The sequence below is a fragment of the Pyxidicoccus fallax genome, assembly GCF_012933655.1.
GTDB lineage: Bacteria > Myxococcota > Myxococcia > Myxococcales > Myxococcaceae > Myxococcus > Myxococcus fallax.
The window spans coordinates 40,550-52,351 of sequence record NZ_JABBJJ010000010.1 but is presented as its reverse complement, the minus strand read 5'-3'; the positions used below and the strand labels follow the sequence as shown (position 1 = coordinate 52,351).

The 11,802-nt window shown below is 70.2% G+C and carries 14 protein-coding genes; 12 read left to right on the top strand and 2 right to left on the bottom strand.

Translation table 11 applies throughout. The annotated features are described in order from the left end of the window. Positions 1–47: 47 nt before the first annotated feature. Entirely contained in the window at positions 48–590 is a 543-nt protein-coding gene (locus HG543_RS03585; RefSeq protein ID WP_169343222.1) for an SMI1/KNR4 family protein, read from the bottom strand. Positions 591–663: 73 nt separating this feature from the next. Then, positions 664–1,227 carry a cytochrome P450 gene (locus HG543_RS03580; protein WP_169343221.1) on the bottom strand — a complete coding sequence of 188 codons (564 nt, stop codon included), beginning with the start codon at positions 1,225–1,227 and terminating at the stop codon, positions 664–666. Positions 1,228–1,336: 109 nt separating this feature from the next. On the opposite strand from HG543_RS03580, the gene HG543_RS03575 reads away from it, so the two are divergent. From HG543_RS03575 to amcH, 12 genes are all read left to right on the top strand, one after another. After that, positions 1,337–1,741, top strand: a complete 405-nt coding sequence (locus tag HG543_RS03575) for a hypothetical protein (protein WP_169343220.1) — start codon at positions 1,337–1,339, stop codon at positions 1,739–1,741. A 531-nt stretch (positions 1,742–2,272) separates the two neighbouring features. Next, the gene (locus tag HG543_RS03570) at positions 2,273–3,121 is read left to right on the top strand and encodes an HpcH/HpaI aldolase/citrate lyase family protein (protein WP_169343219.1); all 849 of its coding nucleotides are present in this window, start codon (positions 2,273–2,275) and stop codon (positions 3,119–3,121) included. Positions 3,122–3,176: 55 nt separating this feature from the next. Continuing rightward, the gene (locus HG543_RS03565) at positions 3,177–4,409 is read left to right on the top strand and encodes an aminotransferase class I/II-fold pyridoxal phosphate-dependent enzyme (RefSeq protein ID WP_169343218.1); all 1,233 of its coding nucleotides are present in this window, start codon (positions 3,177–3,179) and stop codon (positions 4,407–4,409) included. Positions 4,410–4,440: 31 nt separating this feature from the next. After that, positions 4,441–4,971 carry a MaoC family dehydratase gene (locus HG543_RS03560; RefSeq protein ID WP_169343217.1) on the top strand — a complete coding sequence of 177 codons (531 nt, stop codon included), beginning with the start codon at positions 4,441–4,443 and terminating at the stop codon, positions 4,969–4,971. Positions 4,972–4,975: 4 nt separating this feature from the next. After that, positions 4,976–5,968, top strand: a complete 993-nt coding sequence (locus HG543_RS03555; protein WP_169343216.1) for an NAD(P)H-quinone oxidoreductase — start codon at positions 4,976–4,978, stop codon at positions 5,966–5,968. Positions 5,969–5,988: 20 nt separating this feature from the next. Continuing rightward, positions 5,989–6,261: a cispentacin biosynthesis acyl carrier protein AmcB gene (gene amcB / locus HG543_RS03550; protein WP_169343215.1), complete on the top strand. Its 273-nt coding sequence runs from the start codon at positions 5,989–5,991 to the stop codon at positions 6,259–6,261. Further along, positions 6,258–7,652: an amipurimycin biosynthesis protein AmcC gene (gene amcC / locus HG543_RS03545; protein ID WP_169343214.1), complete on the top strand. Its 1,395-nt coding sequence runs from the start codon at positions 6,258–6,260 to the stop codon at positions 7,650–7,652. The genes amcB and amcC overlap by 4 nt, the downstream gene beginning before the upstream one ends. Continuing rightward, positions 7,649–8,065 (top strand): acyl-CoA thioesterase, encoded by a 417-nt coding sequence (locus HG543_RS03540; RefSeq protein ID WP_169343213.1) that lies wholly within the window; start codon positions 7,649–7,651, stop codon positions 8,063–8,065. Before amcC ends, HG543_RS03540 begins: the two co-directional genes overlap by 4 nt. Continuing rightward, complete coding sequence (amcE, locus tag HG543_RS03535; protein ID WP_171818298.1) at positions 8,014–8,544, top strand: cispentacin biosynthesis cyclizing decarboxylase AmcE; 531 nt, start codon at positions 8,014–8,016, stop codon at positions 8,542–8,544. Before HG543_RS03540 ends, amcE begins: the two co-directional genes overlap by 52 nt. Continuing rightward, a complete protein-coding gene (gene amcF, locus HG543_RS03530) occupies positions 8,538–9,659 on the top strand; it encodes a cispentacin biosynthesis acyltransferase subunit AmcF (RefSeq protein ID WP_169343212.1) in 1,122 nt (373 codons plus the stop codon). The genes amcE and amcF overlap by 7 nt, the downstream gene beginning before the upstream one ends. Continuing rightward, a complete protein-coding gene (gene amcG / locus HG543_RS03525; RefSeq protein ID WP_169343211.1) occupies positions 9,656–10,213 on the top strand; it encodes a cispentacin moiety biosynthesis protein AmcG in 558 nt (185 codons plus the stop codon). The genes amcF and amcG overlap by 4 nt, the downstream gene beginning before the upstream one ends. Before the next feature lie 115 nt (positions 10,214–10,328). After that, entirely contained in the window at positions 10,329–11,738 is a 1,410-nt protein-coding gene (gene amcH / locus HG543_RS03520) for an adenylate-forming 2-oxoglutaryl-ACP ligase AmcH (RefSeq protein WP_169343210.1), read from the top strand. The last annotated feature ends 64 nt before the right edge of the window (positions 11,739–11,802 follow it).

Below are 11,802 nucleotides of genomic sequence, written 5' to 3'. Positions count from 1 at the left end.
AGCCCGGCCCGCTTCCGTGGCGGGCCGGGGTCATGCCGAGCGCGCCGTCAGCCCACGGGCCAGAACCGGATGGGCCGGCAGAGTTCGTGCCGGACGGCGGCCTGGTATCCCACGCCCCACTCCGCCTCGAAGTACGAGGCGAGGTCGTGCCCGTAGCAGATGATGTCCGTCTGGTGCACGGAGATGACCGGGTTGCCCGCCTCGAGCGGCTCCGCGGGCAGGTAGCGATGCGCGTAGACCGGCACGAGCACCGGCGCGGCGCGCACCGCTTCGGTGGCGATTCGCTTCGCCGCCTCCAGGTCCTCGGGGCGCTCGCCCCACTCATCGACCCAGAACCCGTTGCACTCCACGTCGAAGAGCATCCCCTCGAGCGGCCACCCGAACTGCCTGCTCAGCGTCGCATCCAGGGTGCGCCAGCGCGGGAACCCGTCGCCTGTCGGCAGTCCCTCACGGAGGAATTCGGCGAGGTCGGGCGGGAAGCGGAACTGGAACCTCTCCTCCGCTTGCGCGAGCTCGGCGGCGGTCAGTCCGGGCGCGACGTGGATTCTCTGCGCGCGTAGCAGCTCGAAGCCCCGATTCCAGTGCCCCACGGTCGTCCTCCCTCCGTCGTGGCCCGCCACACGGGGCCGAATCCAGGGTGAGTGACGCGGCGGTACCGGGCAATCAGACACCGGCGGGAACGTCGAAAAGCTCGCGGATGTCCGCGGTGATTCGCGGGGGCCGCTCGACGCGCTGCTTCGGCAGCACCCGCATCGGCATTCCCGCCTTCGTCGACAGCGTCGCCTGCACCCGGTGGTCGATGCGCGCGCCCTCGGGAGGCAGGAGCGTGAAGCGCTGCAGCAGCATCGCGAGCGTCAGGCGGATTTCGAGCGCGGCGAGGCTCGAGCCCACGCACACGTGCGGACCGGCCCCGAACGGCAGGTATGCCCAAGACGACGGAGGCTCACCCTTCAGCCACCGCTCGGGCAAGAAGCGGTTCGGGTGCTCGTAGAGCTCGGGGAGCCGGTGCGTGACGAGCGGGCTGATGAAGACCTCCGCCCGCTCCGGCAGCTCATGTCCCGCGAGCGTCGCGCCCTTGGCGGCGGTGCGCGCGGTGAAGGCCACCGGTGACAGCAGCCGCATGCTCTCCTTCACGACGGCATCGAGCAGCGGCAGCGCGGCGAACTGCTCATGCGTGGGCGCCTCCCCCTGGAGCACCGCGAGCTCATCCTGCAGGTCGTGCAGCACCTGGGACGTGCCGGCTCTTCAATAACCCGTGGTTATCGGTGTCCGATGGTTTTGTTTCCGCCCGTGCTCGACGAGCACAGGTACCGTCTCCGCATTCATGGGGGACGATATGGATAGACGACTCGGCTTCGTGTGCCTCGCGCTGTCGCTGCTCTCCTGCGCGGGGAATCAGCCAGGGCTGCGGTGGGTGGTTCCCGAGAAGTTCAATGGCTGCATCGCGATGGAGTTCAACGTGGCTGGGGCGCCCGCGCTTCCACTGGAAGACGGCAAGTTCACCCTCGCCGTGCCCGAACAAAGCGGAGCCTTCCAGACCTCCACGGAGCCGCGGTGGGGTGAGGGCCTGCGAATTGAGCACTGGCGGCAGGTCGGGCAGACCCGTGAGCGCATCGAGCCGACATGCGAGATGGCCGGGACCCTCAATCACGTGGAGCGTGGGACGCTGACGTTGGTGAAGTGCTTCGGGCAGGTGTCACGGTCCGACTGCGAGCTCGCCGGGCAGGGGCGCGTGAAGTAACCCACGGCACGGCGACGAGCCGCCGTACCTCGGCGTCGCCCAGCCAGAGCCGGAAGTCGTAGTGGATGACGATGAATGCGGTGAGCCCCATCGCGAGGCCCGGGGTTAGGGCGGCACGCAGCTGCTGCCCGACCCCGAATGAGCCCCGGGAGCGCGCCCGCCACGCGGCCACCACCGCCGCCATGAACCCCAGTTGCGTGCGCGGAATGAACGCCGCTACCTGACGCGCCGTGGCAGCCATGCCGCTCGAGTCCCGGACGCCCCTCCCCGCACTCCGGGTCTCGATGCTTTCCACATCCAGAAATACGTGACTAAACGTAGAGACACGTATTTCTATGTGAAAAGACATATCAACACATTGCATGGGGATTCTCTGCAATTGATTGCACGCCTTCTTGACGGCGCCGCGTAACGAGAGTACCCAGACAATCATCAAACCAAGGACATCGCGCCTCGAGCGGGCCGCCGGTCTCTCACCGGAAGGCCCTGGCACGGGTGCGCGTCAAGCAGGCCCCTACCCCGGAGGCAATCATGAGGTTCACCCGGTATTGCCGCTCCATCCTGTTCACCCCGGCGTTGGCCGTGGACCGTTTCGCACGAGGACAGCAGTCGGGCGCGGACATCAGTCTGGTGGACCTCGAGGACTCCGTGGCCGCCAGCCACAAGGACGCCGCGCGGCAGCAGGCTGAGTCCTTCTTCTCCGCACCGCGCGGGTCGTCCAGCCGCCTGGCCGTGCGCATCAACGCCGTCACCCGTCCCGAGGGGATGAGGGACCTGCTCGCCCTGCGGAACTACGCCGTCAAGCCCGACGCGGTGCTCGTCCCCAAGGTGGAGTCGCCGAGGGACCTGGAGATTGTCGAGCAGGTGCTCGGCCCCGCGTGCGCGCAGGTGGACCTGCTCGCCCTGGTGGAGACCCCGCGAGGCGTGGAGAACGTCCACGCCATCGCCCGCGCGACGCCGAGGCTCAAGGCGCTCGTGTTCGGCTCGGCGGACTACTCCTTCAGCATCGGCGCGTCCCTCTCGTGGGAGCCCCTGCACTACGCGCGCGCCCAGCTCGTCTCCGCGGCGCGGGGTGCCAACGTGCAGGTCGTCGACTCGCCGCTGTTCGACATGGCGGACGTGGAGGGCCTGCGCAACGAATGCCGGCTGGCCCGGAGCATGGGTTTCAGCGGCAAGGCCGCCGTCCACCCTCGCCAGGTGGACATCATCAACGAGGCCTTCTCCCCGGACGAGAACACGCTGCGCAAGGCGCGGAAGATCGTCAAGGAGAGCCAGGCCCGCGACTTCAACATCTGCGTGGTGGAGGGGACCATGATGGGTGCCCCGTTCGTCGAGGCGGCGAAGCGCACGCTCGAGGAGTTCGGCCCCCAGGAGGGCTGAAGCCCTCCGCGCATCCCCCACCCCGCGGTTCCCAGTGCCCCCAGGAGGAGTCCACATGGAAGCAAGCAGCGCGCAGAGCGTCTTGGGTCCCCGGCGCTATCGCAACAACGAGAAGCTCATCGCCGTGGGAGACCGTGGCTGGCAGCACGCCAAGGACAACGGCCTCATCGGCATCAAGGTGGACTTCGAGTCGAACAACCGGCTCATCGACACCAAGACAGGCCACGAGTTCATGACGCTGTGCTCGTGCTCGTACCTGGGCCTCAACCACCACCCGAAGATCCTCCAGGGCTCCATCGACGCGCTCCGGGAAGCCGGCACCAACAGCCTGTCCATGTCCACGCTGCGCATCCGGCTGAACCTGATGGCGCGCATGGAGGAAGGACTGCGGGAGCTGTACGGCTGCCCCACCCTGCCGGGCGCCACGTGCAGCGCGCTGACCGCGGGCATCCTCCCGCTGCTCGCCTCGGGCCACGTCACCGAGGACGGCCAGCCGCGCGTCATGGTGTTCGACCGCTTCTGTCACTTCTCCATGGCCTACATCAAGCCCATCTGCGGCGATGAGGCCCTGGTGCTGACGAGCCCGCACAACGACCTCAACTACCTGGAGGACGTCTGCAAGAAGTACCCCCGCGTGGCCTACGTCGCGGACGGCGCCTACTCCATGGGCGGGCTGACGGCGCTGGAGGGGCTCTTGCAGCTCCAGGAGCGCTACGGGCTGTTCCTCTACATCGACGACTCGCACTCGCTCTCCATCACCGGCGAGCGCGGCGAGGGCTACGTGCGCTCGCGCCTGAAGATGAACCCGCTGACGATGATTGTGGCCTCGCTGGCCAAGGCGTTCGGCAGCGCGGGGGGCATCGCCATGCTGGGCAGCGAGAAGATCTTCGACTTCCTCTACCGGAACGCGGGGCCGCTGGCCTGGTCGCAGAATCTCCAGGTGCCGTCGCTGGGTGCGTCGCTGGCCAGCATCGAGCTGCACCGCTCGCCGGAGCTGCGCCAGCTCCAGGACCAGCTGCAGCGCAACATCCAGTACTTCGACAGCCAGTTCCCCTCGGCGCACGCGGGCAACGGGATGCCCATCCGCCTCATCCAGGTGGGCGAGGAGGACCGGGCCATCCGGCTGTCCGCGGAGCTGTACCAGCGGGGCTACTACTGCTCGGCGGTGTTCTTCCCCGTGGTCGCCCGGGGCGAGGCCGGCGTGCGCGTGATGATGCGCGCGGACCTCACGCTCGAGCAGGTCCGCAAGTTCTGCGACGACGTGAAGGACATCCTCTCCCACTTCTGACGCCCACCCACGGGACGCGAGGACGCACGCCATGGAGGGCACCGGAATCACCGGCTACAAGCAGGTTGGGCCCCAGCGGTACCGGGAGGTCCTCGGCTTCCACTACGAGGACTTCACCGTGGGGGACGTCTTCGAGCACCGGCCCGGCAGGACGGTGACGGAGGCCGACAACGTCCTGATGAACACGCTGTGCATGAACCCGTCGCCGCTGCACCTCGACGCCGCGTACTGCGAGCAGACGGTGTGGGAGCGGCCGCTCATCTCCAGCCTGGTGACGTTCAGCATCGTCTGCGGGATGAGCGTGCGCAGCACGAGCGGCAGGGCCACCGCCAACCTCGGCTGGGACAAGATCCGCCTCACGCACCCCGTCTTCGCGGGGGACACCCTCTACGCGGAGAGCCGCATCCTGTCCAAGCGGCTGTCCACCCGCCGGACGGGAGAGGGAATCATCACCTGCGAGACGGTGGGCCTCACGGCGAAGGGCGAGGTGTTCCTCTCGTTCGAGCGCAGCTTCCTCGTGCCCACCCGCGAGCGGGCCGTCGAGGAAAGGGCGAGGTACTGACGCCATGCGGGCCGTCATCTTCGAGGGCTCCGGCGGGCCGGAGGTGGTGAAGCTGCGCGAGGTGCCGAAGCCGGTGCCCACGCGCGAGGCGCTGCGGGTGAAGGTGCATGCCACGGCGCTCAACCGCGCGGACCTGCTGCAGCGCCAGGGCGAGTACCACGTCCCCGAGGGTCAGTCCTCCATCCCCGGCGTGGAGATAGCCGGCACCGTGGAGGCCTGGGGTGAGGACGTGAAGGGCTTCACCCGGGGGCAGCGCGTCTTCGGCGTGGTGGAGGGCGGCGGGCTCGCCGAGTACTGCCTGCTGGACCAGGGCATGGCTCTCCCGATTCCCGAGGGCTTCGACTTCGCGGAGGCGGCGGCCACCGCGGAGTCCTGCCTCACCGCAAACGAGACGCTCTTCACCCTCGGTGGGCTCCAGCGCGGGCAGGCGGTGCTCATCCACGCGGCGGCCAGCAGCATCGGCACCACCATGGTTCAGATGGCCCGGCACGTGGGAGCGACCACGTACTGCACGGTGGGTACGTGGCCGAAGATGGAGGCCCTGCGCGCGCTGGGCGCCGACGCCGTCTTCAACTACCGGGAGCAGGACTTCGTCCACGAGGTCCTCCGCCTGACGCACGGCGAGGGTGTCCCGCTGGTGATGGACTTCATCGGCGGCGCGTGGCTGGAACGCAACCTGTCCGTGCTGGGACACGAGGGATGCCTGGTGCTGGTGGGGCTGCTGGACGGCATGTCCACGCAGGTGGATCTGCTGCGCGTCGTGCAGCGCCGCCTGCAGGTGAAGGGCTCGTCGCTGCGGCTGCGGCCCATGCGCGAGAAGCGCCAGGTGAACGAGCGCTTCCGCCAGCGATGGATGGAAGTGCTCGACCGGGGGGAGCTGCGCCCCGTCATCCACGCGCGGTACCCGCTGGAGGACGTGGGAGCGGCGCTGGCGGAGATGGAGGCCAACCGCAACATCGGGAAGCTCGTGCTCACCGTGGACGCGGATCGGCCCTGACAGAGAGAGGAACTCCACACATGCATGAAGAGCTGACGGCAAGCATCAAGAAGATTCTCATCAACAACCTGTTCGTCGAGCTCCCCCCGGAGCAGATCGGCGCGGATGACGGTCTGCAGTCCGTCATCGGCCTGGACTCGGTGGGCTTCCTCGAGCTGCGCGTCATCTGCGAGGACGAGTTCAAGGTGAGCATCTCCGACGAGGACTTCAACTCGGAGAACTTCCGGACGGTGAACCAGATCGCGACGCTCATCGCGGGCCTGAAGGCCTCGTCCGCTGGGGGCGCGCGGTGAAGGTTCCCGCTCCCGGAGGGAGGCTGGAAGGCGCGGAGCTGGAACGGCTGCGCGCCGGACTGGCCCTGCAGATGGACCACTACGGCGGCGGGCGCCTGCCCTTCGCGTGCCTGCGGGCGCGTGGGCTCGTGCAGCAGATGGTTCCGCTGGAAGGCGCGGACGCGGGCCGGGTGCTGGAGGTGATGGACGCCAGCGGCGGCTACGCCAGCGCCTGTCTGGGCGCGGGTCACCCCTGCCTCCACGAAGCGCTGCGGGAGGGCCTGGAGCGCGGCTACGTCACGGACGAGCTGGGCTCGCTGGAGCGGACGAGGCTGCTGGAGGAGCTGTTCGGCCCCGGCGGTCGCTGGGCGGACCGCTTCCCGGGAAGCGAGTACCACGCGAGCGGCCGCAACTCCGGCTCGGAGGGCTTGGAGCTCGCGCTGCGGCTGGTGCTGGAGTCCGGCTTCGACCGGAGGCGCCTGACGGTGAAGCCGGGCCGCGAGGCGCGGAGGACGGTGCTGGCCTTCGAGGGCGCCTGGCATGGGTGGACGGGCGGACTGGTGCCGCTGCTCAATCGCCGGCACTACCGCATGGGCCTGCCCCCGCCGGCCACCGAGCCGCCCTTCGGCCTGGACGTGGCGTTCCTGCCCTTCGGCGAGCGGGAGGTGCTGGAGCGCTTCTTCGCCGAGCAGGGCTCGAAGCTGTCCGCGGTCTTCGTCGAGCCCATCCAGGGTGACGCCGGCATCCTCGTGCCACCGCCGGGCTATCTGCGGCGGCTGGCGGGGCTGTGCCGTGAGCACGGCGTGCTCCTGGTGGCGGACGAGGTGCTCACCTTCGCGAAGACGGGCCGCTTCTTCGCCATGACGGATGAGGAGGGGCCCATCCCCACCGACATCACCGTCATCGGCAAGAGCCTGGGCATGGGCGCCGTCTCCACGTCCATGGTCATCGCGCGGCGCGAGCTGTCCGTGCGCTCCAGCGGCGCGGTGTCCACGTCGGACCTTCGGCCCCTCACCTGCGCGCTGATGCGCACGGGCCTGCGGTACCTCGAGGAGGAACGGCTCGTCGAGCGCGCTGGAGCGCTGGGCGAGGAGCTGCGCGCCCGGCTGCGTCGCGACGTGGTGGAGGCGTTCCCGGAGTTGTTCCTGGAGGTCCGGGGCCTGGGCTACATGAACGGCATCGAGCTGACCGAGCGTGCCTCGGGCGGCCTCACGCGTCTGCGCCACCGGCTCCTGGAGGCCGGCGTCTTCGTGGAGTTCATGGCCGGAGCGGGCCGGCGCTCCCACGGGCTGCGCTACCTGTTCCCCGCCATGCGCGTCGCTCCGCCGCTCATCGCGGGCGAGGACGACCTGCGGCACATCGTCGAGCGCATCCGCGAGGGCACCCGGCGGTTCGTGGAGACCGGGTCATGACGCCCCTGCGCCACCGGGTGGAGCACGTGGACACCGATGCGTCCGGGGTCGTCCACTTCTCCCGCTACGCCTCGCTGCTGGAGACGGCGGCGCTGGAGGAATTGGAGCGCCGGGGCACGGGGCTGGGGGCGCTCGGAGGACAGGGGTTGGATTTGCGGGTGCGGGAGCTGCGCATCCGCTACCGCGCCGCCGCGCGCTTCCAGGACTGGCTGAGGCTGGTGGCCAGCGTGGAGCACGTGGGCCCCGCGAGTCTCAAGCTGGGCGTGCAGGTCTACCGCGAGGGCCAGGAGCCCGAGCCGGTGCTGCTCGCCTCTGGAAGTCTGGACATGGCTGTCGTCAACCGTGAGAGCGGAGATCCCGCATGCATTCCACCGACCCTCAGCGCCTCCCTCGTGCCGTCCCCCTCTCCGTGAGCGAGGGGACGCGACAGCCCAGACCCCTGGGCTTCACCGCCCTGCGCCAGTGGCTCCGCCACCGGCATCCGATGATCCTCCTGGACCGCATCGTGGACCACGAGCCCGGGAAGTTCCTGGAGGCCGTCATCTCCATCTCGGGGAACCTGGACTGCATCGCGGGCCACTTCCCCGAGCGCGCCATCTACCCCGGCAGCAACCTCATCCAGGCCTTCGCCCAGGCGGGCATCATCCTCTACCAGATGAGCACGTCGATGCTGGCCGAGGACGAGCTGACGCTGATTGGCTCGGTGGAGAGCCGGTTCCTCAAGGTCGTCGTGCCGGGGGACCAGGTGCTGCTGCGCGTCGACGTGAGCCGCCTGGCCGGTGGGCTCTTCGTCTATTCGGGCAGGGCGACGGTGGACAAACGCCGCGTGGCGGCGTTCCGCGCCAGCCTCGTGCGCACCAAGGTGTCGGAGCTGGGCTCGCCGCTATGGTAGCGCCCGTCGCGGTGACCGGGGCCGCGTGGAGCACGGCGCTGGGCCACGGGCTCGGCGACGTGTGGCGGCGGCTGCTGGCCGGGGAGCATGGCTTCGTCGAGGTGGCCTCTCCGCATCGGCTGAGGAACGCGCTGGCCGCGGCCATTCCGCCAGCTGGCGATGACCCCGCGCCCCGGCTGCGGCGTCTGGCGGTGGAGACGCTGGGCCGCGCGCTGGCCGAGGCACGGCTGGAGGCGGGCGGCACCGGCACGCGCTTCGTGCTGGGAACGAGCCTGGGGGCCTGGCTCGACGATGCGCGCGAGCGGGAGCTGCCGCTTCACGCCTGGGCGGACGAGGTGGCCCGTGCGGTGGGTGCGAGCACGGCGCCGGTGTGCCTCTCGACGGCGTGCTCCTCGGGGTCGGATGCCATCCTGATGGGCGCGGAGCTCATCCGCTCCGGGGCGGCTCAGGTGTGTGTCTGCGGCGGCGTGGATGTCCTCACGCAGAGCAAGCGGCTGGCGCACTCTGCGCTGTCCACCATGTCCCCTACCCGGCCGCGCGCCTTCGACACCCGGCATGACGGCATGTTGCTCGGCGAGGGCGCTGGCTTCCTCGTGCTGGAGTCCATGGCGCATGCACGGGGGCGCTCGGCGCCGCTGCTCGCCGTCTTCCGGGGAGCGGGCTCGGCCAACGACGCGGCGAGCATGACGGCTCCGGACCCCGCCGCCACGGGGGCACGGCTGGCCATGGAGCGCTCCTTGTCCGACGCGGGGCTGGCGCCGGAGGACATCGGGCTCGTCAACGCGCACGGCTCGGCCACACCCGCGAATGACCGCGCGGAGGCGGAGGCGTTCCGGGCCGTCTTCGGCCCGGGGTCGCGCCCGCTGGTCTTCGCGACGAAGGGCGCGTTTGGCCACGCCCTCGGCGCGACGGGCGCGATGGAGGCGATTGCCCTCATCCTCGGATTGCGCGAGGGCGTGGTGCCTCCCATCGCGGGTCTGGAGCAACCGGAGCCGGACTTTCCCTGTGCCCTTCCCCTGGGCCGGCCGGTGCGTCACGAGGCGCGAATCGGCCTGAGCCTCACGCTCGGGTTCGGGGGTTTCGACACGTCTCTCGTCTTCGAGGTGCCGCGATGATCGTGCTGCTTGGCGGTGCGGAGGCGCGGGGCGGTGGGCCCAACCCGTACGCGGCGCGGGTAAAGACCGCCGTGCGCTATGCGGACCCGATGTCCTGGGCACTGGTGCTCGCCATTGGCGAGGCCACCGCGCCGTTGGGTGAGGGCTTCCGGGCCGTTGTGGACCGGTGTTCGCTCATCCAGGTGGGGCCCGAAGCGCCACCGGAGGCCATGGCCCACGCCGCGAGCGAGGCACTGCGCGGCTTCGCTTCCCCCATCCGGTTTCCCGCCGCCAACCCGAGCGCGCCCACCGGGCTCGCCTGCATCGTCCATGGCCTGCGCGGGCCGACGCTCGCGTTGACGATGCCCGTGGAGGAGGCAGCAGGTATCGCCCTGACGCTCTCCGCCGCGTGGCTCGCGCGAGGCGTCGTCGACTACGCGCTCATCGGGACCGCGGCATCCGTGCCCGGCGGCCCGCCTCGCGCCGCCTGTGCCGTGCTCTCGCGGGGCATGGGTCAGGGGGTAGACGCGGCGCTCCTCGTGAGGACCCTTCAGCCCGGAGCCGTGCTCCCATGAATGAACCCTTCACGGGCCTCGTAGGCAGCTCCCCATTGTCCATTCAGCCGTTACAGGGCCTCAGGATGGACGCGGCGCTCCTCGTGAGGCGCCTTCACGCTGGAGGTGTATCCCCATGAAGGAGCCCGTCACGGAACTCGCGGGAATCTCTCTTCCGTCCATTCAAGCGTTCCTTGACCGCGTCCGGGACCTCACGGAGTCCGGTGCCCCCGCGGAGCGCTCGGTGGAGCGGCTCGCGGCCTCCTGGCGGGCGCGAGGCCTGAGGCCGGGAGATGTCGTCCTGCTGGCCCTGCCGAACGGGGCGGAGCTGCTGGCGCAGGTCTTCGCGATTCTGGCCGCGCGCGGAGTGCCCGCGCTGGTGTCTCCTTCCGCGCCCGCAGCGCGACAACAGGCGCTCGTGGAGGCGCTCCCGGCGCGCGCGCTGGTCGCCATGCGCCGCCCTGCCCCGCAGGTCCGCGAGGTGGAACGCTTCACGCTGGGAGGGGCCGAGGTCGCCCTGTTCCCCGAGACGCAACCTCCAGCCGCCCTTCCCGGGGAGATGGTCCTGCTCACCTCGGGCACCTCGGGCTTCGCCAGTGGCTGCGTGTTCGACCTCGACGCGCTCTTCCGGAACGCGCGCCGTCACGCGGACGCGGTGGGCCTGCGCGCCGGGGACACGGTGCTGGTAAACCTGCCGCTCTACTACTCGTACTCCCTGGTGGCGCAGGCCTTCGCCTCACTGCTTCGGGGCGCGGACCTGGTCATCAGCGGGCCTCCGTTCCAGCCCGCCGCGTACCTGCGGCTGCTCGCCGACCACGGTGTCACCGTGTCCGCCCTGACGCCGCTGCTGGTGCGCTCGCTGCTTCAACAAGGCGGAGACTTCCCGGAGGGGCTGCGCTCCCTGGGCGTCGGAGGGGATGCACTCTCATCGGAGCACGTGGCGCGACTGCTGCGCCAGCGGCCCCGGGGTGAGCTGTACATCACCTATGGCCTGTCCGAGGCCGGGCCCCGGGTCGCCACGCTGGCGGCCCACGCCGAGCCGTCCCACCGCTTCGCCTCCGTGGGCCTGCCGCTCCCGGGGACACAGGTGTCGCTGCATCCCCGAGGCACCGGCGGCCAGAAGGAGCTGCTGGTGTCCTCGGACACGCTGATGAAGCGGCGCATCGGCCTGGTGGAGGGCGAGAAGCTGCACGCCTGGCGCGGCCCGAACCTGCTGGCCACGGGGGACATCTTCGACATCGACGCGGACGGCTACCTGTACTTCCAGGGGCGGCTCTCCGACTTCCTCATCCGGGGCAGCGAGAAGATCTGCATGGCCTCCGTGCGCCGCCTGGCCACCACGCTCCCCGGCGTGCTCACCGTGCGCACGCAGGTCGTCCCCGGCACGGAGGGGGATGACTACGAGATGGTCCTCACCGTGGCGGACGAGGGGCGCTCCATGGACCACCTGTCCGAGGCGCTCTCCCGCCTGCTGCGGCTCGCGGAGCGCCCACGGCGCATCCAGGTCGTCTCCGCGGATGGCGCCACCGCCGCGCTGCACAAGTGAGGCGGAGCGCATGAAGGCAATCACCCCCATCGAGCACCCGCGCGGCCTCGCACCGCGTCGTGCC

What these genes read in the sequence shown, in the direction of transcription:
- HG543_RS03575 (WP_169343220.1), top strand. Translation starts at nt 1,337, where the DNA reads ATGGATAGACGACTCGGCTTCGTGTGCCTCGCGCTGTCGCTGCTCTCC.
- HG543_RS03570 (WP_169343219.1), top strand. Translation starts at nt 2,273, where the DNA reads ATGAGGTTCACCCGGTATTGCCGCTCCATCCTGTTCACCCCGGCGTTG.
- HG543_RS03565 (WP_169343218.1), top strand. Translation starts at nt 3,177, where the DNA reads ATGGAAGCAAGCAGCGCGCAGAGCGTCTTGGGTCCCCGGCGCTATCGC.
- HG543_RS03560 (WP_169343217.1), top strand. Translation starts at nt 4,441, where the DNA reads ATGGAGGGCACCGGAATCACCGGCTACAAGCAGGTTGGGCCCCAGCGG.
- HG543_RS03555 (WP_169343216.1), top strand. Translation starts at nt 4,976, where the DNA reads ATGCGGGCCGTCATCTTCGAGGGCTCCGGCGGGCCGGAGGTGGTGAAG.
- amcB (WP_169343215.1), top strand. Translation starts at nt 5,989, where the DNA reads ATGCATGAAGAGCTGACGGCAAGCATCAAGAAGATTCTCATCAACAAC.
- HG543_RS03540 (WP_169343213.1), top strand. Translation starts at nt 7,649, where the DNA reads ATGACGCCCCTGCGCCACCGGGTGGAGCACGTGGACACCGATGCGTCC.
- amcE (WP_171818298.1), top strand. Translation starts at nt 8,014, where the DNA reads ATGCATTCCACCGACCCTCAGCGCCTCCCTCGTGCCGTCCCCCTCTCC.
- amcF (WP_169343212.1), top strand. Translation starts at nt 8,538, where the DNA reads ATGGTAGCGCCCGTCGCGGTGACCGGGGCCGCGTGGAGCACGGCGCTG.
- amcG (WP_169343211.1), top strand. Translation starts at nt 9,656, where the DNA reads ATGATCGTGCTGCTTGGCGGTGCGGAGGCGCGGGGCGGTGGGCCCAAC.
- amcH (WP_169343210.1), top strand. Translation starts at nt 10,329, where the DNA reads ATGAAGGAGCCCGTCACGGAACTCGCGGGAATCTCTCTTCCGTCCATT.